The following is a 24,576-nucleotide window of genomic DNA, read 5'->3' as shown; positions in this document are numbered from 1 at the left end:
CCTGAACAAGGGCTCGGACATGACACTGAACAACCTCGAAATCGACACCCTCGTCGTCGGCGCCGGCCAGGCCGGCGTGGCCATGAGCGAACACCTGAGCAAGCTTGGCGTGCCGCACCTGGTACTGGAGCGCAACCGCATCGCGCAGGCCTGGCGTACCGGCCGCTGGGACTCGCTGGTCGCCAACGGCCCGGCCTGGCACGACCGCTTCCCGGGGCTGGAATTCAACCTCGACGCCGATGCATTCGCCGGCAAGGACCAGGTGGCCGACTACTTCGAGCAGTACGTACGCAAGTACAACCTGCCCGTGCGCACCGGCATTGAAGTGAAGCGCGTGGTGCGTAACAGCGACCGCCCTGGCTTCACCATCGACACCAGTGAAGGCGTGATTCGCGCCAATCGCGTAGTCGCCGCCACCGGCCCGTTCCAGAAACCGGTGATCCCGGCCATCGCGCCGAAAGACAGCAACCTGCACCAGATTCATTCCGCCGCTTACTTCAACCCAGAGCAGTTGCCTGAAGGCGCGGTACTGGTGGTCGGTGCCGGCTCTTCCGGCGTGCAGATTGCCGAAGAGCTGATGCGCGCCGGACGCCAGGTGTACCTGTCGGTCGGCGCCCACGACCGCCCGCCGCGTGCCTACCGCAACCGCGACTTCTGCTGGTGGCTGGGCGTGCTGGGCGAGTGGGACGCGGAAATTGCCAAGCCCGGTCGCGAGCATGTGACCATCGCGGTCAGTGGCGCCCGTGGTGGCCACACCGTGGACTTCCGTGCCCTCGCCCACCAGGGCATGACCCTGGTCGGCCTGACCCAGTCGTTCGAAAACGGCGTCGCGCGCTTCCAGGACAACCTGGTCGAGAACATCAATCGCGGCGACGACAACTACCTGGCCCTGCTGGATGCGGCCGATGCCTACATCGAACGCAACGGCCTGGACCTGCCGGAAGAGCCCGAAGCGCGCCAGCGACTGGCCGACCCGGAGTGCATGCGCAACCCGCTGCAGCAGCTGGACCTGGCCAAGGCCGGCGTCAGCAGCATCATATGGGCCACCGGTTACGGCGTGGACTTCAGCTGGCTGCAGGTAGACACCTTCGATGCCAACGGCAAGCCCCAGCACCAGCGTGGTGTGGCCCGTGAACCTGGCGTGTACTTCCTCGGCCTGCCGTGGTTGTCGCGCCGTGGTTCATCGTTCATCTGGGGGGTGTGGCACGACGCCAAGCACGTCGCCGGCCACATCGCCACACAACGCACCTACACCGCCTACCGCGACCGCGAGCAACGCGCAGCGGATGAGCAGCAAACCGCCAAGATCAGCAATGTCAGCACCCTCGGAGCCCACTGATGCCTACCCATACTCGCATCCGCATGTTCAACACAAAAGAAACCTACCCCAACCAGACCCTGGACAACGACTTGTGTCAGGCCGTGCGGGCGGGCAATACCATCTACGTGCGCGGCCAGGTCGGTACCGACTTCGAAGGCAAGCTGGTGGGCCTGGGTGACCCGCGCGCACAAACCGAACAGGCGATGAAGAACGTCAAGCAACTGCTTGAAGAAGCCGGCTCGGACCTGTCGCACATCGTCAAGACCACCACCTACATCACCGACCCGCGCTTCCGCGAGCCGGTGTACAAGGAGGTGGGCAAGTGGCTCAAGGGCGTGTTCCCGATTTCCACCGGGTTGGTGGTGGCCGGGTTGGCCCAGGCCGAGTGGCTGATGGAGATCGACGTGATCGCCGTGGTTCCCGATCAGCAATGACCGCAGGCCTGAATGGCGGGTGGTGACTGCCACCTGCCGTTCAGCCACGCCTGGGTTGCGCTCCCGCCGCTGAGGCCGAACACGAAATCCGTGGTAAGGGCTATCACCAGGCCGATTGCCACACATGCCACCGGTGACGATAGCGGTTTGGCCTTGCAGGTGCTGGCTGATTGTTTAGCTCCATTCTGGAATGGCAAACAACGGTGGGCTAGGCAAACCCGAACAATCGCCGAGGGGTGTCCCACATCACTGTTCGGCGCAGCCGGGTATCCGGCATCAGCCGCTCGGCCAGCTTCAGCAGTGGGCCGTAGTCCACCCGCGCGGGCTGGCGAATGAACGGCCAGTCCGAACCCCACACACAGGCTTGGGCGCCAAAGGCTTCGAGCAGGGCCTGCACGTATGCACTGCACTGTTCGAACAAGGCATCCGCTGCGGCAAACTTCTGCATGCCTGATAGCTTCACGCAGGCGCGGCCACTGTCGGCCAGCCGCAGCAACGCCTGGAAGCCGGCTTGCTGCACACCGGCAGCGACATCCGGGCGGCCGCAATGGTCAATCAACAGACGAGCCTGCGAGCCTTGCAGCAGGCCGTGCAGGTCCAGCAACTGGTCGTCACACACCTGCAGCTGGGCGAACATGCCAAGCTCGGCGAGCTTGCCGAACAGCCCGTCAACGCCCTTGAGGCTGGCTACTCCATAAAGCGCGGGGTTAAAGGCGATTCCCACCACGCCTTGCGCTTGCAGCGCCGCCAGCGCATCGAGGTCGACGTCCGCCTTGACCACCGCCACCCCCTTGAACCGCCCCTGCCCGCTGGCCAAGGCATGCAGCAGGCAGCGGTTGTCGGTGTGGTAGCCGCTGTTGGGGCCCACCAGCAAGGCATGTTGCACGCCGTAAGCCTCCATCACCCGGGTGAACTGCGCCTGGGTGGCGACCTCCTGGCCGGAGGGCGCGTAGGGTGCATCGGGGTGATAGGGGAAACGGGCGGGGTCAAACAAATGGTTATGGCAATCGATCTTCGCTTCGTCAAATATGTTCACGCAGCACTCCCGTCAAGCGCCACTGCGCTTGTCTGCAGATCTTGTTATCGTCCGCCGCAAGGGCAGTCAGGCTGGGGTTCACGATACTGTGTGGCCAGCTTTGACGCTCATACCCAGATGGCGAAAACCATAACCGAAGGTAATACACATGCTGCTTGGCAACGAAGGCGCAGACGCAAGCCCCATGGTGTTCAAGCTGCGGCACATGGAAGTGTTCAGGGCGGTGATGCTGACGGGCTCGATCAGCGCGGCGGCCAAATTGCTGTATGTGTCGCAGCCGGCGGTGAGCAAGCTGATCCAGTACATCGAAGCGCGCCTGGCCTACCCGCTGTTCGAGCGCGTCAACAACCGCCTGGTGCCGACGGCCGAAGCGCAGGTGCTGTTTCGCGAGGTCGAGCGGGTGTACCAGGCAGCGTTGCAGGTCAACGAATGTGCCCTGGCGCTGGGCGCTGGTGGCCAGCGCAAGTTGCGTATCTCGTGCAGTGCATCGTTGTCCACGGTGGTGATCCCGATGGCCCTGGCCCAGCTCAAGCGTGAATCACCGTCACTGAATATCGAGTGGCAAACCTCGTTGATGGGCGAAATGCCCAACCAGATCTTGTCGAAGAAGGTCGACCTGTCGATCGCCGCCCTGCCGGTGGTGCACGACCACCTGCATTCGCAAGCGTTCATGCGTGGACGCATGGTAGTGGTGATGCCGCCGGGTCACCCGTTGGCCGGTCAGCCCGCGCTGACCCTGCAGCAGCTGGAGGGCCATGCGTTGCTGCTGTTCCGGCCCGACATGCCGTTTGGCGAGCTGTTGGCCGACCACATCGGGCGCCGCGGGCTACAGCTGAAATCACTGTTGTCGTTCACCAATGCCAACGAGGCTGTGGCGTTGGTCAAGCAAGGCATGGGCATCAGCGTGATCGACGAGTTCGTTGCACAGGACAGCGGGCTGGCGGTGGTGCCGTTGGCCGATGAGATTCACTTCGATATCAGCTTCGTCTATTCGCGCTTCGAGCCGCCCTCGCATGCAGCGCTGCAGTTGATGCGGGTGTTGCAGGGGCAGGCGCAGAAGCTGGGGCGGGCGCTGGCGCCGGGCTGATCATCTACGCAACTGCCCCCCCTGTGGGAAAGGTTTCAGCCGCGAACACTGCCGAAGCCGGTGCCATGCACCGAGTCGCCAGATTCGCGGGCACGTCCGCTCCCGCTGGGTATACAAGGGTGCGGTTTAAAAGCCGACCGTGGCCGAGAGCAGATAGGTCCGCGGGGTGGACAGGGTCAACCCCGGCTCACTGTCATCCGACGCCCCTGCCGAGCTCCAGTAGCGATCATCGAGCACATTCTCGACACTGGCCCGCAAGGTAACCTCGGTGGCGTCCACCTTGAAGGCATAACGTGCACCCACGTCATAACGCTCCCAGCCATCGATGCGCTTGCTGTTGTTCTGGTCCAGGTACTGCGAGCTGGAGTGAATGCCGCGCGCTGTGAAGGTCAGGCCGTTCACCCCTGGCACGTCCCACTCAGCCCCCAGATTGACGTTGTATTCGGGCGTGGCCGGCGCGCGGTTGCCATCGTAGGCACCGCCGACGGTGTCGGTCAGCTCGCTGTCGATATACATCACCCCACCCAGCACCCGCACGCCCTGCACCGGCTCACCGAACACACTCAGCTCGATGCCGCGGTTGTCACGCTTGCCATTGGGGCCGAACACCCGCGAGGTGGGGTTGGTCTCGTAGGCCGGCTGGCGAATGCGGAAGGCGCTGGCGGTAAAGGCCACCTGGCCGAGGTCGTACTTGGCCCCCACCTCGATCTGGCGGCTGGTGAACGGCGGGAAGATCTGGTCTTCGTTGATCGAGGTCGATGGGGCGATCTTGCCTTGGCTCAGGCCCTCCATGTAATTGGCATACAACGAGAGCTGGTCGGTGACCTTGAGCAGTACGCCCCCAGAAGGCGAGACCTTTTCTTCGTCATAGCCGGTATCGCCTTTGATGCCGTCGCTCCAGTCATCCACCTGCACCCGTTGCCAGCGCGCACCCAGAGTCAACAGCAGGCGGTCGTCAAAAAAGCCAAGGGTATCGGCCAGGGCCACGCCGGAGAAGCGGTTTTCCGTGTAGACCTCGGGGTCGAGGCGGGTTGGCGTACCGGGTGTCGGTGCGGCCACCGGGTCGTAGAGGTTGCTCGGCGCCGAGGCATAGCGCGCCCCGCCGTTGGTGAAGTCCATGTAGTAATAGGTGGCGGCCAGGTTCAGCTCGTGGCTCACCGGCCCGGTATGGAACCAGTGACGTAAACCAGCCATGGCGGTGCGCACCGACTCGTCCCGGGTAAAGTCACGCGGCTGCACGGTAAAGTCGCCGGCATCGTTGGTGATCGACACGTTATGGCGCAGGAAGTCATGGTTGCTCTTGCGCGCGCCAACCGCACCATAGGCCAGCAGCGATTCGCTGATATCGTACTCGGCGTTCAGCGCACCGAAGGTGTCGTTGGTACGCGCCTTGCTCCAGGCCTGGGCGTAGTTGTGGCGTACGTCATTGGCATTGGGCACCTTGGCATTGGCACCGACCAGCACACGCTCCTGCGGGGCGTCAGTGTCGCGTTCGGTGTGGCCAAGGTCTGCCGAGAGACGCAGGCGCTCGCCTCGAAAATCCAGGCCCAGCACCGCCATTTCGCGGTCGACGCGCTGGTGGTCCCATTCGGTATCACCGGCCTGCTTCACGCCATTGAAGCGCACGCCGAACTGCTGGCCTTCACCAAAGCGACGGCCGATGTCCACTGCGCCGCCAGCCTGGCCGGCCGAGGCGTAGCTGCCGGTGAATTCGGTGATCGGCTTGTCAGCGGCTCGCTTGGGCTGCACGTTGATACCGCCGCCCACGCTGCCACGCGGTGAAATGCCGTTGATCAACTGGCTGGGGCCTTTGATGATGTCGACCCGGTCGGCCATTTCCATGTCGATCGAATAGGTCGGCAAGATGCCATAGAGACCGTTGTAGGCCACATCACTGTTGAACAGGCTGAAGCCGCGAATGGTGAACTGCTCGAAACGCCCGCCCGCCGGGTTGGTAGCACGCACTGAAGGGTCACTGGCAATCAGCTCGCCCAAGGTGCGCGCCTGTTGGTTCTTGACCAGGTCGCTGGTGTAGCTGGTGATGCTGAACGGGGTTTCCATGAAGTCGCGCGAACCGAGCAAACCTTGTGCCCCTTGGCGTGCCACTTGGCCACCGGCATACGGCTGCGCTTCGTTGCCTGCGGCCAGGCCGCCGACGATGCGGGTGGGGGCGATTTCAAGCGCGCCACTGGCCTGAGGGGCTGGCATCAGGGTGAAGGCCCCCTCACCCACTGGTAGCGCCTGCAGGCCGCTACTGCGCAGCAACTGGTTGAAGCCTTCATCGACACTGTAACGACCGGACAAGCCGTTACTTTGCCGGCCCTCTACCAATGCCGGGTCCAGCGAAAGGCTGACACCGGCCTGGTCGGCGAAATGGGTCAAAGCGGCACCCAGGCTGGCTGGCGCCACCTGGAACGTACGCCGGGCCGGCTCATCGGCCCAGGCGGGTGCACACAACAGCAGGCTCATCGCGAACAATGGATGTGCTGCGCGCGCCAGTGGGCGCAGGCGGCAAGATTTTACTGCAGGCATTGAACAAGGCTCCCCTTTTATTTTCTCCTACCGGTAATGACCGGCGAGTGAAAAAAAGGGGACAGTCTCATGATCGATTTTCTCGTGCGGTCAGGCTCACCCAATAACGCGTGCGGGTCTGCACCTGCAACGGCAGGCTGGCGGCGAGCAGGGCCAACACCCGGTCGGTGTCGTCAAGGCGGAACGTGCCGGTAACACGCAAGCGCTCCAGTTCTGGTGCCCAGCGCAGTACGCCGGGGCGATACCTGCGCAGTTCGTGCAGCAACTCGCCCAGCGGTCGGTCGTCCAGCCGTAGCGCACCTTCGCGCCAGCCCAGTTGCCATGCGTCGAACGCTTTGACAGGGCCAACGCCGGCCGCCTGCAAACTGGCCTGGTGGCCGTCCTGTAGCATCACGGCTGGACCCCGCAACGGCTGCAGGCTGACCGCCCCCTTGATCGCCGACACCCGGCAGGCCTCATCAAGCAGGCGCAGGCACGCCTCGCCCTCACTGAGCACCACCCGGCCGTAAGGCACCTGCAAGGTGAGGCTCAGGTTAGCGGGCACGCTCACGGCCACTTCACCGCGCAGCAGTGCCACGCGGCCTGCACCCAGCTCGATATCGACCGCACTGTCGGTGTTCAACTGCAACAAGGTGCCGTCGCTCAGCAGTGCCTGCCTGCGCTCCCCGACTGCGGTGCGCATGTCGGCGGTCCAGGCATCCAGCGGCAGCTCACGGCTCACCAGCCAGGCCACCGGCAACAACGCCGTCACACCCAGGGCTTGTTTGAGCAATGCCCGACGACCGGCATCCGGACGATCCAGGGCGGCCATCGCCAATGCGCCGGGCAACCCGGCAAATCGCGCTCGCAGCAGTGATGCCTTTTGCCAGGCGTCTTCGTGCAGGTGACTGCTGGCGCGCCATTGCGCCAGACGCTGCAGGTCAGATTCGCTTGCGTCGCCAGAATCCAGTAATGCCAGCCAACGGGCTGCAGCACGCAGCGCCTCGCGGGTTTCTGGGGTGTGGGGGCTCATTGCAACTCGGCCAACAGGCAATGTTCGTAAGCCTGCGCCATGTAGCGTTTCACTGAGCGCTGGCAGACGCCCAGGCGCTGGCCAATTTCGGCGTAGCCCAAGCCTTCCAGCTGGCTCCAGAGAAAGGCCTTGCGTATCGCCGGCTTGAGGCCGTCGAGCAATTCATCCAGTGCTTGCAGGGTTTCGAGCAGTACCCAGCGCTGTTCTGGCGACGGCACGTGTTGCTCGGGCAACTGCGCCAACGCATCAAGGTAGGCCTGCTCCAGGCTACGTCGCTGGTGGAAGTTGCTGAGCAAACGCTTGCCCACAGTCAGCAGGTAGGCACGCGGTTCGCGTATGTCTGCCAGCGGCTGGGCGCTGGCCAGAATGCGCAGAAAAGTATCCTGGCTGAGGTCGGCGGCATCCCAGGCATTGCCCATACGCCGGCGCAGCCAGGCTTCAAGCCAGCCGCGATGCTCCCGGTACAGGGCAGGCAGGCCAGGCTCCGGTGGCGGCGCGGCGTCGATCATGAGGAGGGTCCTGCGGCGGAGTAAATAAGATTAATTCTAATTTACATCACACCACAGAACCAAGCGGTTTGTTACCGGTCAGGCAATGGCTTCATCGACCAGCACTTGTGCTTCCTGCACCAGACGCTGCAAATGCGCCTCGTCGATGAAGCTTTCGGCGTAGATCTTGTAGATGTCTTCAGTACCCGACGGGCGCGCGGCGAACCAGCCATTGGCCGTCATCACCTTAAGCCCGCCAATCGCCTGGCCATTGCCTGGGGCGTGGCTGAGGATCTGCACGATCGGCTCACCGGCCAGCTCTGTCGACTTCACCTGCTCCGGCGCCAGCTTGCTCAGCAACGCCTTCTGCCGCGCATCGGCCTTGGCCTCGACACGGGTGGCGAACGGCTTGCCCAGCGCCTCGGTCAGGTCGGCATAAGCCTGGCTCGGGTTACGCCCGGTACGGGCGGTCATTTCGGCGGCCAGCAAGGCCGGGATCAACCCGTCCTTGTCGGTGGCCCACACCGAGCCATCGCGACGCAGGAACGAAGCCCCTGCACTTTCTTCGCCACCAAAACCGAGCGAACCGTCGAACAGGCCCTGGGCGAAGAACTTGAAGCCCACCGGCACCTCATACAGATCGCGGCCCAGCCGTTGGGTAACGCGGTCGATCAGGCCGCTGGAGACCACGGTCTTGCCCACGGCGGCGTCACTGCGCCACTGCGGGCGGTGGCGGAACAGGTAGTCGATGGCCACGGCGAGGTAGTTGTTGGGTTGCAGCAGGCCGTCAGGGGTGACGATGCCGTGGCGGTCGTGGTCCGGGTCGCAGGCGAAGGCCACGTCAAAGCGCTCGCGCAGACCTATCAGGCCCTGCATGGCATACGGCGAGGAAGGGTCCATGCGGATCTGACCATCCCAGTCGACGGTCATGAAGCGGAAGGTCGGGTCGACCTCGGTGTTCACCACTTCCAGGTCCAGCTGGTAGTGCTTGGCAATTGCCGACCAGTAGCGTACCCCTGCCCCGCCCAGCGGGTCGACGCCCAGGCGCAGCCCAGCGCCACGGATGACATCGAAATCGATGACGTTTTCCAGGTCGGCCACATAGTTGCTGACGTAGTCGTGGCGGTGGGTGGTCGGCGCCTGCAGCGCCTGGGCATGGTCCATGCGCTTGACGCCCGCCAGATTAGCCGCCAGCAGCTCGTTGGCCTTGCCCTCGATCCACTTGGTCACGTCGCTGTCGGCCGGGCCGCCGTTGGGTGGGTTGTACTTGAAGCCACCGCTTTGCGGCGGGTTGTGCGACGGGGTGATGACGATACCGTCAGCCAGGCCCTGCGTGCGGCCGCGGTTGTGGCAGAGGATGGCGTGAGAAACCGCCGGCGTAGGCGTGTATTCGTCATCCTTGGACAGCATCACCTGCACGCCGTTGGCGGCCAGCACTTCCAGGGCGCTGGCGGTCGCCGGCGCTGACAGGGCGTGGGTATCGGCGCCAATGAACAGCGGGCCATCGATGCCTTTTTCCTGGCGGTACAGGCAGATCGCCTGGCTAATGGCCAGGACGTGATACTCGTTGAAACTCAATTCAAGCGAACTGCCCCGGTGCCCCGAGGTGCCGAAGGCCACGCGCTGGGCCGCCACGGTAGCGTCTGGGCGGCCCGTGTAATAGGCGGTAAGCAGCCGGGGAATATCGACCAGCACGCTGGCCGGAGCCGGCTTGCCTGCCAAAGGACTGAGCGTCATGCAAAAACCTCGAGTTCAACGGATGTTGGTGTTGGAACGTGCAGTGTACTGAGAGTTGCAATGCCGTGCGATGGGGGCATCAAAGAAACCCCAGGCCCTGCAGGGTATTGCGCATCCCGCCCAACCCTATGACGGTCTAGAGTACAAGCCATACCCCTTGTGAACGAGGCTCCATGGCTTTCCATCGTCTGACCCGCACCCACCCTCGCCTGAGCCTCGCCGCTGCAGTCGGCCTCGCTGGCGCCTGGCTGATCCCCGCCGGTGATACCGTGCAGCACATCCTCGCTGGCTGGAACCTGGGGGTGTGGCTGTACCTGCTGCTGGTGCTCTACCTGAGCTGGACAGCCAGCCCGGAAAAGGTCCGCAAGGTCGCCGGCGTCGAAGACGAGAACGCAGGCCTGGTCCTGCTGACCGTGTGCATCGCCGCCATCGCCAGCCTTGCCGCGGTCACCCTGCAACTGGTCTCCAGCCGCGGCCTGCAAGGCACGGCCCTGGCCGTGCACTATCTCTACACTGGCCTGACCGTCGCCGGTTCCTGGCTGCTGATCGGCTGCATATTCACCCTGCACTACGCCCGCCTGTTCTACACCGGGCAAAACCACGAACCCCCACTACGCTTCGCTGATGGCGAGCGCAACCCGGATTACTGGGACTTCCACTACTTCTCGTTCACCATCAGCGTGGCGGTGCAAACCTCAGACGTGGGCGTCGCCGGGCGTGGGTTGCGGCGGGTGGTGCTGGCGCATTCGCTGGTGGGCTTCGTGTTCAATACGGCGATTCTGGGGTTCACTATCAACATCGCCGCCGGATTGCTGGGCTAAGCAAGCCGCTCGTCTGAAAAACCTGCGCGTCGAACGTCCGCGAAAGTCACCAAATCCGAAGGTTACCTGGCACCTTGCGGCCGGGAAAACGTTTGCCATGCAGCCAGCCGTCACACTGCGCCCATGACAAGGGTGTGACCAGCGTCATGCATTCGCACATTTGTCGTACTTGCAAGCGAAAATTGCGCCTAGCAGGTGCTATCTTTAGTTTCCCGGCGGCCGCATCGATGTGGCCACCCGCTCATCACGTCCAGGTACGGACAAGGAGGTTGGCATGAACAAGATGACGTTCCCCAACGCCTGCCAGGTGATGCGCTGGCATTTCCATCCGTTGGGCTTCGAGGCCAGCATGGATGCGCCACGCAGCATGGTCGCGCGGCTGTTCGACCGCGCCAGCGGTGAAACCCTGCTGGCGATTGCGGGTATCCCCTGTGCAGCGATCATGGCCGCCGCCGATGTAGAGCGCATCATCGAGGCCGTCGAGGCGGAAATGGATGCCTTCATACCCGCCTTTACCTTGCGCGATGCAGTCTAGCCCGCAGCAGTGAGTTCCGGGCCCATGGCCTGCAACTTGCTCATGAACTGCTCGGCCGGCACGGGCTGGCCCAGCAGGTAGCCCTGCAACGAATCACACCCCAGACGGGTCAGGAAGTCCTGCTGCTTGTCGGTTTCAACCCCCTCGGCAACGATACGCAGGCCCAATGCCTGGCCCAATGCGACAATTGCCGAAACAATCGCTGCATCGTCACTGTCCTGCTCCAGGTCGCGTACGAAGCCGCGGTCGATTTTCAGCTCGTTGGCTGGCAGGCGCTTGAGGTACATCAGGCTGGAATAGCCCGTACCAAAGTCATCAATGGACAAGTCCACGCCCATGTCGGACAGGCGCTGCAGCACGGTCAGGCTGGCGTCGGCATCGTGCATGGCGGTGGTTTCGGTAATTTCCAGTGTCAGGCAGTTGGCTGGCAAGCCGTTCTGCTGCAGGGCGCGGGCCACGCTGTCGACCAGACCGGTATGGCAGAACTGGATGGCCGACAGGTTCACCGCCATGCGCCAGCCATGGTGCCCCTGGTCCAGCCACTGACGCATCTGACGGCAGGCCTCAGTGAGTACCCACTCACCAATGGGAATGATCAGGCCGGTCTTTTCCGCCAGGCCGATGAAGCGGTCAGGCAGCAGCAGGCCCTGCTGCGGGTGCTCCCAGCGCAGCAACGCTTCGGCACCGATCGGTTGGCAGGCCTGGGCGTCGAACTTGGGCTGGTAATGCAAGCGGAACTGGCGCTGCTCCAGCGCCAGGCGCAAGTCCTGCAGCAGCTGCAACTGCTGGCGCGCATCGCTGTTCATCGACACATCGAAGAAGCTGTAACCGTTCTTGCCGGCGCTCTTGGCATGGTACATGGCAGCGTCGGCGTTACGCAGCAGCTCGTGCTGGTCCTGGCCGTTGCCCGGATACAGGACGATGCCCAGGCTCGCCGACAGTTGCAGGTCGTGCTCGGCCACGCGGAAAGGCCGGGACACCAGGTTGACCTGCTTGACCGCCACGTCCATGGCATCGTTCGGCTCCTGCAGTTCCACCAGCAGCACGAATTCGTCACCGCCAATCCGTGCCAGCGTGTCCTGGCTGTGCAGGTGGCCGCGCAGGCGGGCCGCTACCGCTTTGAGCAGAAGGTCACCGATATGATGGCCAAAGGCATCGTTGACGGGTTTGAAACCGTCCAGATCAATGAACATCAGGGCAAAACAGCCGCCCTGCTCCGCCACTTTGGCGATGGCCTGTTCGATGCGATCGGCCAGCAGGGTACGGTTGGGCAGATCGGTGAGGGTGTCGTGCAAGGCCAGTTGGGTCAGTTCCTGGTTGGCCAAGGTCAGCGAACGGGCCAACTCGGCTGTACGTGCCTCGAGACGCGCGTCCAGCACCGAAGTCAGCAAAGCCACTGCCAGTACTGCCAGCGTGGTGATCAGCACTAGGTAAACCAGGCTGTCCCCCTGCAACCCGCCGCCCAGCGCGCCGCAAAAGCTGCCCTCGGGGAAGTTCGCCGCTGCCATGCCGGTGTAATGCATGCCCACGATGGCAACGCCCATGACCACCGCCGCCAGGCCGCGGATCTGCCGTACATAGGGGGTGTGTCTGCGCAGGCGGAACGCGATCCACAATGCCGCCGCCGAGGCGCCTACGGCAATCAGCAGCGAAGCACCGAACAACGTCGGGTCGTAATCGATGCCCGGCAGCATGCGCAGGGCAGCCATGCCGGTGTAGTGCATGCAAGCGATACCGGCGCCCATGATCAGCGCGCCAAACCCCAACTGCAGCGCTGGCAGGCTCGGCTGGCTGACCAGCCACAAGGCAAAGCCCGAGGACAGCACAGCGATCAGCAGCGAGAACGCGGTCAGGGCCAGGTCGTACCCCAAGTCGATGGGCAAGCTGAAGGCAAGCATGCCAATGAAGTGCATCGACCACACACCGATGCCCATGGCCAACGCACCGCCGCCCATCCACAGGCAGGCAGCGCGGCCCTTGGCCGTGGCGATGCGGCCGGTCAGGTCAAGGGCGGTATAGGATGCCAGGATCGCCACGCACAGCGAAATCAGCACCAGCGAAGAGGAGTAGCTACCGGTCAGCATTGAGAGTTCCAGCGCCGGGAAAGGGGGCCCGGCAAAAGCTGACGATTGTACTCAAGCTTAAGCGAAACGCACGGGGTTTTTGCGAATGGGAATGGATCCAATAACCCCAGCGCCCCGCCCTTGCGCGTGGTCAATTCTGCTCGGCAAACGCCTGCTCTGCATCCCAGCCGCCGCCCAACGCAGCCACCAGTTGCACACTGGCCACCAGGCGCCCTTGCAGCAGGTTCAGCACGCTGCGCTCGTTGCTCAGCGCCGTGGTTTGCACGTTGACCACATCCAGATAGCCGATCAGCCCGGCGCGGTACTGGTTCTCGGTCAGGCGCAACGACTCGCGGGCAGCATCAAGCGCCTCTTGGCGCACCACGGCTTCATCGCCATACACCTTCAGCTGAACCAGCAGGTTTTCCACTTCCCTGAAACCGTCCAGCACGGTCTGGCGGTACTGCGCCACCGTCTGGTCATACACGGCCACCGTGCGGTCGACCTCGGCGCTGCGTTTGCCGGCGTCGAACAGGGTCAGCGCCAGCTGCGGGCCTACCGACCAGTAGCGGTTGGGCAGCTCGATCCAGTTGCTGAAGCTGCTGCTGGAATAACCGCCACTCATGCTCAGGCTGAGGTCCGGGAAATAGGCTGCCCGCGACACCCCGATGTTGGCGTTGGCCGCCATCACGTTGCGTTCGGCTGCAGCGATGTCCGGGCGCCGCTCCAGCAGCTGCGAAGGCAGCGAAACCGGTATTTGCGGCAACGCGGGAATCGCCTTGCTGTCGGCCAGGGCGAAGTCGGCCGGAGCCTTGCCCAGCAGCACGGCGATGGCGTTTTCGAACTGCGCACGCTGCCAGATCAGGTCAATCAGGTCAGCCTGGGTACTTTTGAGCTGCGTACGGGCCTGGGCCACGGCATCCGGGCCGGCGACACCGGCGCGGTACTGGTTTTCGTTCATTCGCAGCGAGCGCTCATAAGCCGCCACGGTGGCTTCCAGCAAGCGCTTCTGCTCATCGATCACCCGCAATTGCAGGTAGTTCTGCACCAGTTCCGACTGTTGGCTCAAGCGGATCGACGCAAGGTCGGCGAAACTGGCTTCGGCACTGGCCTCGTTGGCATTCAGGGTTTCGCGCAGCTTGCCCCACAGGTCGATCTCCCAGCTCACGCCCAACTGCGCGTTGTAGGTGTTGCGAATGCCGCTGCTGTTATTGGACAGGCTGGAACTGGAGCTGCCGGTGCCCTGCGCCGAGCGGTTCTTGCTGGTGCTCAGGTCCAGGCTGGGGAACAGCGCCGCACGGCTGCTGCGCACCAGCGCCTGGGCCTGGCGATACTGGGCTTCTGATTGCGCCACGGTCTGGTTGCTGCGGTTGAGCTCTTCGACCAGCGCATTGAGCCCGGCATCGCCGTAGATTTCCCACCAGGCGCCGCGGGCGATGGCGTCGGACGGCGAGGCCTGGGTCCAGCCTTCGGCGTGCTTGAACTGCGCCGCCGTGCTGTTCAGCTCGGGGCGGTGGTAGTCGGGGCTCAGGGTACAGGCACTGAGCAAGGCCACGCACAACCCGGCACCGAGCAGGCGCGAGCCACGGCCACGGGTCAGTGCTTGCAGGGCACGGTGAAGTGGGGTCTGGGCAAAAGTCATAGCGGGGTTTCCAGAGCGGCGTCGGTACGCACGCCGCGCCAACGGTTGAAACGGTGGCGCAGGCGGTCCAGGTACAGGTAAACCACCGGCGTCGTATAAAGGGTGAGGATCTGGCTGAACACCAGGCCACCGATGATGGTCAGGCCCAGCGGCTGACGCATTTCTGCGCCTTCAGCCTGGCTCAGCAGCAACGGCAATGCGCCAAGGATCGCCGCCAGGGTGGTCATCAGGATCGGCCGCAGGCGCAGCAGGCAGGCCCGGCGGATCGACTCTTCCGGCGAAAAGCCCTGATGGCGCTCCAGCTGCAAGGCCAGGTCGATCATCAGGATGGCATTCTTTTTCACCACCCCGATCAACAGGAACAGCCCCAGCAACGAGATCAGGCTGAACTCGCCACCGGTGACGTACAGCGCCAGCAAGGCACCGACGCCCGCCGAAGGCAGTGTCGAGAGAATGGTCAGCGGGTGTATGTAGCTTTCATACAGAATGCCCAGCACCAGGTACACCAGCAGCAGTGCGCCAAGAATCATGAATGGCTGGCCCTGCTGGGTCTGGGCAAAGGCATCGGCAGTGCCGCCGAGCTTGGCAATCACCTCCTCGGGCAGGCCCAGTTTGGCCACCGCGCGCTCCAGTGCCGCCATGGCCTGGTCGGGGCTGTAGCCCTCGGCGACGTCGAAGGCGATGTCTTCCGAAGCGAACTGGCCTTCGTGGCTGACCCGGTCGTTGGCCAGGCTGTTCTCGTAGTGGGCGATGGTCGACAGCGGCACCCGGGCGCCGTCGGCGGTGATCACCTGCACTTGCTCCAGCGTGCTCGGGTCCCAGGCGTATTTGGGGTTGATCTCCAGCACCACCTGGTACTGGTTGAGGCTGTCGTAGATGGTGGAGATCTGCCGCTGGCTGTAGGCGTTGTTCAGTACTGCGGTGACCATGTCCATGTCGATGCCCAGGCGCTTGGCCTGGTCACGGTCGACCACCAGCGTCACCTGTTGGGTACCGGCACCATCGCGGGCGTCGATGGCGGTCAGCTCAGGCAGTGCACGCAGCGCCGCGACCACCTTGGGAAACCATTCGCGCAACGCCGCCAGGTCGCCGCTTTGCAGGGTATACAGGTACTGAGAAGAGGTCTGGTCACGCCCACCACCCCCCAGTTGCAGGTCCTGGTCAGCCATCAGGAACAGGCGCCCGCCGGGCACCTTGGGCAGTTCCTTGCGCAGGCGCTCGATCACCTTCTGCGCGTCGATCTTGCGCTCGCTGATCGGTTTCAGGCGCACCAGCACAAAGGCGTTGTTGGTACCGCTGTTGCCACCGATGAAACCGGCGACGCTCTGTACTGCCGGGTCGGCCAGCAAGGCGCGGCGGTAGATTTCCATCTTCGGCTGCATCACCGTGAACGACAGGCCGTCGTCACCCCGGATGAAGCCCATCAACTGGCCGGTATCCTGCTGGGGCATCAGCGTCTTGGGCACCACCACGTACAGGGCGATGTTGATGCCGATGGTGGCCAGCAGGCTGAGCAGGGTCAGCCGCTTGTGGCGCAGGGCCCAGCCCAGGCTGTGGTCATAGGCAGCAACCATGCGCTGATGCAGCGTGTCGCTCCAGCGCTGCAGGCGTGTCTGCTCGGCCTGTTGCGGCTTGAGCCAGCGGGCGCAGAGCATCGGTGTAAGGGTGAGCGACACTACCAGCGAGACAATGATCGCCGCCGCCAGGGTGATGGAAAACTCCTGGAACAGGTTGCGCACGATGCCGCCCATGAACAGGATGGAGACGAACACCGCCACCAGCGACACGTTCATCGACAGCAAGGTGAAGCCCACCTCCTTGGCGCCCAGGAAGGCCGCCTTCATCGGTGGCTGGCCGTTCTCGATATGCCTGGAGATGTTTTCCAGCACCACGATGGCATCGTCCACCACCAGCCCGGTGGCAAGGATCAGCGCCATCAGCGACAGGTTGTTGAGCGAGAAACCGCACACGTACATGACTGCGAACGTGCCCACCAGCGATACCGGCACCGCCAGGCTGGGGATCAGCGAGGCGCGCAGGCTGCCGAGGAACAGGTAGACCACCAGGATCACCAGCACCACGGCGATCAGCAGGGTGTGCTCGGCCTCTTTGAGGGTGGCCTTGATCACGGGCGAGCGGTCCATGGCCACGTTCAGTTGCACGCTGGCTGGCAGCAACGACTGCAGTGCCGGAAGCTGCGCCTTGATCTGGTCGACCGTTTCGATGATGTTGGCGCCGGTCTGGCGGTTGACCACCAGCAGCACCGCTGCCTGGTCGTTGAAGAAGCCGCTGTTGTAACGGTTTTCAACGCCGTCGGTGACGGTCGCCACGTCAGACAGGCGCAGAATGGTGCCGTTCTGTTGGCGAATCACCACCGGCTCGTAATCCTTGGCGCTTTCCAACTGGTCGTTGGCCCGCACCTGCCAGTTGCGCTCGGCGTCTTCGACAAAGCCCATGGGCCGGCGCTGGTTGGCGTTGGATACTGCGGTGCGCACTTCGTCCAGCGACAGGTTGTACTGGTTGAGCAGTTGCGGCTCGACGGCAATGCGCACGGCCGGCAGCGAACTGCCACCGATCTGCACCTCCCCTACCCCCGACACCTGAGCCAGGCTCTGTGAAAGGATGGTGTCGGCCAGGTCATACAGCTGGCCTTTCTGCAACACATCCGAAGTCAGCGACAGCACCATGATCGGCGCCTGCGACGGGTTGATCTTCTTGTAGGTGGGCATGCTGCGCATGCCACTGGGCAGCAGGTTGCGGGTAGCGTTGATCGCCGCTTGAACCTCACGGGCTGCGCCATCACGGCCCAACTCGAAGCCGATGACTACCCGTGTCGAACCCTGGTTGGAGCTGCTGGTGAGCGTGGTGACGCCGGCGATGCTGCCCAGCTTGCGCTCCAGCGGTGTGGCCACGGTGGACGCCATGACCTCGGGGCTGGCACCAGACAGGTTCGCCGACACCACGATCACCGGGAAGTCCATTTGCGGCAGAGGCGCCACCGGCAGCAAGCCAAAGCTGACCCCGCCCAGCAGCATGATCGCCAGGCTCAACAGCATGGTCGCCACCGGGCGACGAATGAAAGGCCCGGACAGGTTCATGCCTGGGCCTGCTTCACGTCAGTGGCCGGGCGCAGGCGGCGGGCCAGGCGATCGAAGTACAGGTAGATGACCGGAGTGGTGAACAGCGTCAGCACCTGGCTGACCAGCAACCCGCCGACCATCACCAGGCCCAGTGGCTGGCGCAGCTCGGCGCCCGAACCGGTGGCAAGCATCAGCGGCACCGCACCAAACAACGCGGCCAGGGTGGTCATCAGGATCGGCCGGAAGCGCAGCAACGCCGCCTGGTAGATGGCATCGCGCGGGCTCATGCCCTGATTGCGCTCGGCCTCCAGGGCGAAGTCGATCATCATGATCGCGTTCTTCTTGACGATACCGATCAGCAGGATGATGCCGATGATGGCGATCATGCCCAGGTCGTTACCGCTGATGAGCAAGGCCAGCAAGGCACCGACCGCCGCCGACGGCAGGGTCGAGAGGATGGTGATCGGGTGGATGTAGCTTTCGTACAGCACCCCCAGCACGATGTACATGGTCACCACCGCCGCCAGAATCAGCAGCAGGGTACTCGACAGCGACGCCTGGAAGGCCTCCGCCGCACCCTGGAAGCGGGTCTGCACACCCAGCGGCATGCCGATGTCCTTCTGCACCTGCTCGATCACCTGCACGGCTTCGCCCAGCGACGCGCCGTGGGCCAGGTTGAACGACAAGGTCACAGCCGGGAACTGGCCGATGTGGGAAATAGCCAGCTGCGCTTGACGCTGCTCGATCCGCGCCAGCGCCGAAAGGCGCACCTGGCCGCCATCGGTGGCCTTGACGTGGATCGACTCCAGCGCCTGCGGGCCGATCGTGGCGGCGTCACTGGACTGCAACACCACGCGGTACTGGCTGGCCTGGGTGTAGATGGTCGAGATCTGCCGCTGGCCGAAGGCGTCGTACAGGGCATTGGTGATCTGCGAGACGCTGATCCCCAGGCGGCTGGCCATGTCACGGTCGATTACCAGGTACACCTGCAAGCCCTTGTCCTGCAGGTCGCTGGCCACATCGGCCAGTTCCGGGCGCTGCTGCAGCGCCTGCACCAGCTTGCCGCTCCACTGCGCCAGCAGGTCGGCGTCCGGCGACGACAGGCTGAACTGGTACTGGGTCCGGCTGACCCGGTCCTCGATGCTGAGGTCTTGCACCGGCTGCATGAACAGGCGGATGCCCACCAGCCGGTCGACCTGCGGCTGCAGGCGGCTGATCACTTCGCTGGCGCTGACATCGCGTTCGCCGTGGGGCTTGAGGTTGATCAGCAGGCGACCACTGTTGAGCGTGGCGTTGTCGCCGTCTACGCCAATGTAGGACGACAGGCTCTGCACGGCCGGGTCTTGCAGGATGACCTTGCTCAGGGCCTGCTGACGTTCGCTCATGGCAGCGAACGAGGTGGACTGCGGCGCTTCGGAAATACCCTGGATCACCCCGGTATCCTGCACCGGGAAGAAGCCCTTGGGCACGACCATGTACAGGAACACCGTGAGCACCAGGCTGGCCACCGCCACCAGCAAGGTCAGCGGCTGATGCTTGAGCACCCACTGCAGGGCACTGCCGTAGTGCTGGATCAGCCAGTCGATCCAGGCGCCACTGGCGCGGTAGAAGCGGCCTTGTTCTTCTTCCTTGGGCTCGCGCTTGAGCAGACGCGCGCACATCATCGGCGTCAGGGTCAGGGACACCACCAGGGAAATCAGAATGGCCACTGCCAGCGTGATGGCGAACTCGCGGAACAGGCGACCGACCACGTCCGCCATGAACAGCAACGGGATCAGGACCGCAATCAGCGAGAAGGTCAGCGAAATCAGGGTGAAGCCAATCTGTCGGGCGCCCTTGAGTGCCGCCTGCATGGGCGTCTCGCCCTCTTCGATATGCCGGGAGATGTTCTCCAGCATGACTATGGCATCATCGACCACAAAGCCGGTGGCGATGGTCAGGGCCATGAGTGTCAGATTGTTGACCGAGAACCCGGCCAGGTACATGACCCCGAACGTCCCGATCAGCGACAGTGGCACGGCAATCGACGGAATGAGGGTGGCGCTGAAACGGCGCAGGAAAACGAAGGTGACCATCACCACCAGAACGATGGCGATCAGCAGTTCGTGCTGCACGTCCTTGACCGCAGCGCGGATGGTCTGGGTGCGGTCGGTCAGCACCGATACATCGAGGCCCGCCGGCAGGTTGTCGGTGATCGACGGCAGCAAGCCCTTGATGCGGTCGACCACTTCGATCACGTTGGCGCCCGGCTGACGCTGGATGTTCAGCAGCACTGCATGGTTCTCGTTCGCCCAGGCGGCCAGCCGCTCGTTCTCGGCGCCGTCGACGATTTCGGCCACATCCTTCAGGCGCAGCGGCGCACCGTTGTTGTAGGCCAGGATCAGGTTGGCGTACTCCTCGGGAGAGCGCAGCTGGTCGTTGGCATCGAGCATCGACACCCGGGTCGGGCCGTCGAAGTTGCCTTTGGGCTGGTTGACGTTGGAGGCACCGATCAGCGTGCGCACGTCATCCAGATTCAAGCCATTGGCCGCCAGGGCGTCGACGTTGACCTTGATGCGTACCGCCTGGCGCTGGCCACCGGCAATGCTGACCATGCCCACGCCGCTGATTTGCGCAAGCTTTTGCGCCACGCGGGTATCGACCAGGTCGTTGAGCTTGGGCAGCGGCATGGTCTTGCTGGAGATGGCCAGGGTCAGCACCGGGGTGTCGGCCGGGTTGACCTTGTTGTACACCGGCGGTGCCGGCAGGTCACTGGGCAGCAGGTTGCTGGCGGCGTTGATCGCGGCCTGCACCTGTTGCTCGGCAACGTCCATGTTCATGTCGAGGTTGAAACGCAAGGTCAGCACCGACGCACCGCCAGAACTGGTCGAGGCCATCTGTTCCAGGCCCGGCATCTGGCCGAACTGGCGTTCCAGCGGCGCGGTGACGGCGCTGGTCATCACCTGCGGGCTGGCGCCGGGGTACAGGGTCATGACGCGAATGGTCGGGTAATCCACCTGCGGCAAGGCGGAAACCGGCAGCAACTTGTAGGCGATCAGGCCGGCCAGCACGATGGCCAGCATGCTCAGCGTGGTGGCGACCGGGCGCAGGATGAACAGGCGCGAGAGGTTCATGCGCCCGCCTTGCCTGCTGCGTTGCCGGGTTGTGCTTCACCTGTTTGCGCCGCGCCCTTGGCTTCCTGCCCTTGCAGGTGCTGGCCCGGGCTAGTCGGCACTTGCGAGCTGTCTTCGACCACTTCCACCTTGGTGCCTTCGCGCAGGCGGTCGGTGCCTTCCAGCACCAGACGGTCGCCGGCCTTCAAGCCGTCGAGAATGACGCTGTTCTCGCCATCGCTGACACCCACCTTCAGCTTGCGGACATTGACGGTGCTCTGCTCATTGACCACATAGGCGAAGGTGCCATCGTTGCCAAACTGGATGGCCGCGGCCGGGGCCATGACCACCTGTTTGAGGGTGTCGGCCAGCAAGCGCACGTTGACGAACTGGTTGGGGAACAGGGCCAGGTCCTTGTTCTCGAAACGGCCTTTGAACTTAAGCGTGCCGGTGGTGGTGTCGATCTGGTTGTCGATGCTGCCCAGCACACCGGTGGATTGCAGCTTGCTGTCACCGCGGTCCCAGGCCTCGACCGGCAGGCTGGCGCCACTGCGGTAGCGCTCCAGCACAGTGCTCAGTTCGGTTTCCGGCAGGGTGAAGGCGACGTTGATCGGCTCGGTCTGGGTGATCACCACCAGCGCGGTGGTGTCGTTGGCGGCCACCAGGTTGCCCAGATCGAGCTGGCGCAGGCCCACACGGCCACTGATGGGCGCACGGATCTGGGTGAAATCGAGGTTCAGGCGGGCGTCGTTGACCTGTGCCTGATTGGTCTTGACCAGCCCCTGGAACTGCGCAACCTGGGCTTCGGCGGTGTCCAGTGTTTGCTTGGCGATGCTGTCTTCAGCGTACAGGCCTTTATAGCGGGCCAGGTCGACCTGAGCGTTCTTCAACTGTGCCTGGTTCTGCGCCAAGGTGCCTTCGGCCTGCTGCAGGGCGATGCGATAAGGGCGCGGGTCGATTTCGGCCAGCAGGTCGCCAGCCTTGACGCGCTGGCCTTCCTTGAAGTGGATTTTCACCAGTTCGCCAGCCACGCGGCTGCGCACATTGACCGTATTGGTCGCGGTAACCGTGCCCAAGGCTTTGTAGTAGAGGGGGAAGTCGCCTATCCGCACCGGCACGACGCGTACGGGTACCGGGTCGCTGGAGCCGCCAAAACCTGGGCGGCCACCGATCATGCCCATGCCCTTGCCACCGCGCACGCCACCGGCTTCTTTATGCGCAGGCGTCGCTGCGGGCCACAGCCACCAGGCTAGTGCAGCCACCAGCAGCAGGATCAGCAGGCCGACGAGCCAGCGACGAAGGGAACGGGAATTGGACGCTTGCATGGGTTGAACGAACCTTGTTCGGAATGACGACTTGAGGAGGATGAACGATAAGCACTGCCATCGTTTTAGCAAAGGGCCTTTACCAGAGGTTTACCTTTGCCTGACGTTGCCAAGAGGCGGAATTTTAAATGAAAACGGCCCGGAACGTGTTCCGGGCCGTTACAGGGTGTTGCTTGGAGCGGTGGCGGGCCTGAAGGTTCGGTTGCCTGGTCTGGCCCTTTCGCGGGTGAACCCGCTCCTACGGGGATGTCACAGCCTTTGAAAACTGTGCCGCACGTTGTAGGAGCGGGTTTACCCGCGAAGAGGCCAGCACAGGCTACAGACGCCCGCCCTGCCCCACGCAATCCTTACCTCAGTACAGCCAGCGCCGCCTCGTAGTTCGGCTCGTCAGCAATTTCGCCAACCAGTTCGCTGTGCAGCACCTTGTCGTTCTCGTCCAGCACCACCACGGCGCGGGCGGCCAGGCCGGCCAGCGGGCCGTCGGCGATGGCTACGCCGTAGTTCTCGAGGAACTCGCGGCCACGCAGGGTCGACAGGTTCTTCACATTGTCCAGCCCTTCGGCGCCGCAGAAACGTGCCTGGGCGAACGGCAGGTCAGCCGAGATGCACAGCACCACGGTGTTGGCAACGTCGTTGGCCTGGGCGTTGAACTTGCGCACCGAGGTGGCGCAGGTCGGGGTATCGACGCTTGGGAAGATATTCAGCACCTTGCGCTTGCCGGCGTAGTCTTTCAGCGACTTGTCAGCCAGGCCTTCACCTACCAGGGAGAAAGCCGGAGCCTGGGCGCCGGCCTGTGGCAGGTTGCCGTTGACCTGGACCGGGTTGCCTTTGAGAGTCACTTGAGCCATGACGAAATCCTTATGCGGGGTTTGAAAAGGACACTGAGTTAAGCATGAAGGCAGCCGGGTGCCTATGGGGGCAGGTGAAATTGTTCCATTGCCGGACGATTTTTGTGGACAAAAAATGCCGATAGCCGCGGTTATGGCCAGTTGCCTCACCGCTGCCGAACGCCCATCCCGACCTCTCCATACAATTCCTACACCTCTATCGGAAGTTTCGCTACCAAGCTCACCTTGTACATCTTTAGCGTACTGATTTACTGGATGACGAAAGCTATTTCTTGCAGTTCCAATCGAGGAGTTAATGGCATGAACCGCCCCGCTGGTTCGCTCCGGCGCCACCTGTGCTCGACGTTGCTGATTTTGTTATGTCTGCTGGGTGTGTTTCCTCTGGACGTGATCCTCCCATCATTCCCTGCGCTCTCAGATGAGTTTCGGGTCGACACAAAACAGATTGCGTACTCAGTGAGCTTTTTTGCTGTTGGTGTGGCCATGGCGCAAATCGTGATCGGCCCACTGTCGGATGGCATCGGGCGCAAGCGTTTGTTGCTCGCTGGGTTGAGCGTATCCATTGTGGGGGCGCTCGGTTGCGTATTTTCAACTCATTATGAAACGTTCATGGCCTTTCGCTTGGTGCAGGCCCTGGGTTGCGGCAGCCTCGTGCTAGGCCAGGCGCTTGTGCAGGACCTCTACAGCGGTACACAACGCAATGCCATGCGCATCCTGTTAACAAGCGCGAGCGGGTTGTTCATCTCCCTGTCACCGCTGGCAGGTGCCTTTCTTCAACAGTCCTTTGGCTGGGAGGCCAGCTTTACGGTATTCGTGATCATCGCTGCAATCGTTTCACTTTTATCGTGTGTGCTGCTCCATGACACACCTGCGTCGCATGACCGGGCGCCAAGCATGTCCAGTTATCGGGTGATGCTGCGAGACACGGACTATCTCGCGCATTCCATGCTCTCCAGCCTCGCCTTTGCCTGCCATTTTTCCTTTATCGTCATAGCACCCTTGCTGCTGATGGGCAGGCTGGAGCTGACGGCCTATCAATTCTCTCTGGTCTTTATCGGCTATGGGTTGGCATACATCGTCGGCGGCATGGCTGCGGCCTACCTGAACAGTCGCGTAAGCCCGCAAACTCAAATAAAAGCAGGCTTGCTGCTTATAAGTACTGCGGGCATCACCCTTTTGATGTGGGAATGGGTGGCAGGTTTATCTGTGCTGGGGGCTCTACTGCCGATGATTGTCTGTACCACCGGGACAACCCTGGTACGCCCCGCCGCAACGACCCAGGCTTTGGCGCGCTATCCGCGTCAGGCAGGTGCGGCAGCGTCGCTCAATACGACATTGCTGTTCGCCGGTGCCGGTTTCACGAGCAGTGTGGTCGCAGGTTTGGAAAGCGAGCTACCGGCCGGCTTGGGCGTGCTGTTCGTGGTGGCCAGCCTGTGCGGAGGGTGGCTGCTTGCATGCACCAAGGATGATGGAATGCAACGCTGCTGAAACCTTGATCAGGCAAAAAAATACCCGGGTGGCGA

17 protein-coding genes are annotated in these 24,576 nt (G+C 63.3%); 6 read left to right on the top strand and 11 right to left on the bottom strand.

Annotated elements, in window-relative coordinates; genetic code table 11:
* Positions 1 to 19: 19 nt before the first annotated feature.
* Both ACF8FB_RS24765 and ACF8FB_RS24760 read left to right on the top strand, forming a co-directional pair.
* Complete coding sequence (locus ACF8FB_RS24765) at positions 20 to 1,339, top strand: NAD(P)/FAD-dependent oxidoreductase (protein ID WP_010954426.1); 1,320 nt, start codon at positions 20 to 22, stop codon at positions 1,337 to 1,339.
* Positions 1,339 to 1,755, top strand: coding sequence for a RidA family protein (locus tag ACF8FB_RS24760; protein ID WP_014590706.1), 417 nt, complete (start codon positions 1,339 to 1,341; stop codon positions 1,753 to 1,755). The genes ACF8FB_RS24765 and ACF8FB_RS24760 overlap by 1 nt, the downstream gene beginning before the upstream one ends.
* 208 nt (positions 1,756 to 1,963) lie before the next feature.
* Here the strand turns inward: ACF8FB_RS24760 and ACF8FB_RS24755 are convergent, their stop codons facing one another.
* Positions 1,964 to 2,791 carry an amidohydrolase family protein gene (locus ACF8FB_RS24755; RefSeq protein WP_392512260.1) on the bottom strand — a complete coding sequence of 276 codons (828 nt, stop codon included), beginning with the start codon at positions 2,789 to 2,791 and terminating at the stop codon, positions 1,964 to 1,966.
* A 148-nt stretch (positions 2,792 to 2,939) separates the two neighbouring features.
* On the opposite strand from ACF8FB_RS24755, the gene ACF8FB_RS24750 reads away from it, so the two are divergent.
* The gene (locus tag ACF8FB_RS24750; RefSeq protein WP_392512258.1) at positions 2,940 to 3,878 is read left to right on the top strand and encodes a LysR family transcriptional regulator; all 939 of its coding nucleotides are present in this window, start codon (positions 2,940 to 2,942) and stop codon (positions 3,876 to 3,878) included.
* A gap of 126 nt (positions 3,879 to 4,004) precedes the next feature.
* On the opposite strand, the gene ACF8FB_RS24745 is transcribed toward ACF8FB_RS24750, so the two are convergent.
* The 4 genes from ACF8FB_RS24745 to pgm all read right to left on the bottom strand — a co-directional run bounded on the left by ACF8FB_RS24745 (position 4,005) and on the right by pgm (position 9,647).
* Positions 4,005 to 6,410, bottom strand: a complete 2,406-nt coding sequence (locus ACF8FB_RS24745) for a TonB-dependent siderophore receptor (protein WP_392512256.1) — start codon at positions 6,408 to 6,410, stop codon at positions 4,005 to 4,007.
* A 67-nt stretch (positions 6,411 to 6,477) separates the two neighbouring features.
* Positions 6,478 to 7,422 (bottom strand): FecR domain-containing protein, encoded by a 945-nt coding sequence (locus ACF8FB_RS24740; protein WP_392512254.1) that lies wholly within the window; start codon positions 7,420 to 7,422, stop codon positions 6,478 to 6,480.
* On the bottom strand, positions 7,419 to 7,931 hold the full coding sequence (locus tag ACF8FB_RS24735; RefSeq protein ID WP_010954430.1) for a sigma-70 family RNA polymerase sigma factor: 513 nt from the start codon (positions 7,929 to 7,931) through the stop codon (positions 7,419 to 7,421). Before ACF8FB_RS24735 ends, ACF8FB_RS24740 begins: the two co-directional genes overlap by 4 nt.
* A gap of 78 nt (positions 7,932 to 8,009) precedes the next feature.
* Positions 8,010 to 9,647, bottom strand: coding sequence for a phosphoglucomutase (alpha-D-glucose-1,6-bisphosphate-dependent) (gene pgm / locus ACF8FB_RS24730; RefSeq protein WP_020191438.1), 1,638 nt, complete (start codon positions 9,645 to 9,647; stop codon positions 8,010 to 8,012).
* A 173-nt stretch (positions 9,648 to 9,820) separates the two neighbouring features.
* Here pgm and ACF8FB_RS24725 point away from each other — a divergent pair, with 173 nt between their 5' ends.
* Both ACF8FB_RS24725 and ACF8FB_RS24720 read left to right on the top strand, forming a co-directional pair.
* Positions 9,821 to 10,468, top strand: a complete 648-nt coding sequence (locus tag ACF8FB_RS24725; protein ID WP_003247748.1) for a DUF1345 domain-containing protein — start codon at positions 9,821 to 9,823, stop codon at positions 10,466 to 10,468.
* Positions 10,469 to 10,742: 274 nt separating this feature from the next.
* Complete coding sequence (locus tag ACF8FB_RS24720) at positions 10,743 to 11,003, top strand: DUF1652 domain-containing protein (RefSeq protein WP_003247746.1); 261 nt, start codon at positions 10,743 to 10,745, stop codon at positions 11,001 to 11,003.
* On the opposite strand, the gene ACF8FB_RS24715 is transcribed toward ACF8FB_RS24720, so the two are convergent.
* From ACF8FB_RS24715 to tpx, 6 genes are all read right to left on the bottom strand, one after another.
* Positions 11,000 to 13,087 carry a putative bifunctional diguanylate cyclase/phosphodiesterase gene (locus ACF8FB_RS24715; RefSeq protein WP_392512251.1) on the bottom strand — a complete coding sequence of 696 codons (2,088 nt, stop codon included), beginning with the start codon at positions 13,085 to 13,087 and terminating at the stop codon, positions 11,000 to 11,002. The two genes, ACF8FB_RS24720 and ACF8FB_RS24715, sit on opposite strands and share 4 nt — an antisense overlap.
* A gap of 130 nt (positions 13,088 to 13,217) precedes the next feature.
* Positions 13,218 to 14,708: an efflux transporter outer membrane subunit gene (locus ACF8FB_RS24710; RefSeq protein WP_010954434.1), complete on the bottom strand. Its 1,491-nt coding sequence runs from the start codon at positions 14,706 to 14,708 to the stop codon at positions 13,218 to 13,220.
* On the bottom strand, positions 14,705 to 17,806 hold the full coding sequence (locus tag ACF8FB_RS24705; protein ID WP_392512249.1) for an efflux RND transporter permease subunit: 3,102 nt from the start codon (positions 17,804 to 17,806) through the stop codon (positions 14,705 to 14,707). Before ACF8FB_RS24705 ends, ACF8FB_RS24710 begins: the two co-directional genes overlap by 4 nt.
* Complete coding sequence (locus ACF8FB_RS24700; RefSeq protein WP_049587130.1) at positions 17,803 to 20,901, bottom strand: MdtB/MuxB family multidrug efflux RND transporter permease subunit; 3,099 nt, start codon at positions 20,899 to 20,901, stop codon at positions 17,803 to 17,805. Before ACF8FB_RS24700 ends, ACF8FB_RS24705 begins: the two co-directional genes overlap by 4 nt.
* Positions 20,898 to 22,205: an MdtA/MuxA family multidrug efflux RND transporter periplasmic adaptor subunit gene (locus tag ACF8FB_RS24695; RefSeq protein WP_392512247.1), complete on the bottom strand. Its 1,308-nt coding sequence runs from the start codon at positions 22,203 to 22,205 to the stop codon at positions 20,898 to 20,900. The genes ACF8FB_RS24700 and ACF8FB_RS24695 overlap by 4 nt, the downstream gene beginning before the upstream one ends.
* Positions 22,206 to 22,552: 347 nt before the next feature.
* Positions 22,553 to 23,053, bottom strand: coding sequence for a thiol peroxidase (gene tpx, locus ACF8FB_RS24690; protein WP_392512245.1), 501 nt, complete (start codon positions 23,051 to 23,053; stop codon positions 22,553 to 22,555).
* 300 nt (positions 23,054 to 23,353) lie between these two features.
* On the opposite strand from tpx, the gene ACF8FB_RS24685 reads away from it, so the two are divergent.
* On the top strand, positions 23,354 to 24,541 hold the full coding sequence (locus tag ACF8FB_RS24685; RefSeq protein ID WP_392509362.1) for a Bcr/CflA family efflux MFS transporter: 1,188 nt from the start codon (positions 23,354 to 23,356) through the stop codon (positions 24,539 to 24,541).
* The last annotated feature ends 35 nt before the right edge of the window (positions 24,542 to 24,576 follow it).

It is taken from the genome of Pseudomonas sp. yb_2, from assembly GCF_043103905.1.
Taxonomy (GTDB): Bacteria; Pseudomonadota; Gammaproteobacteria; order Pseudomonadales; family Pseudomonadaceae; genus Aquipseudomonas; species Aquipseudomonas alloputida.
The sequence above is the reverse complement of the archived record's forward strand: the minus strand, read 5'-3'. Positions and strand labels throughout refer to the sequence as shown.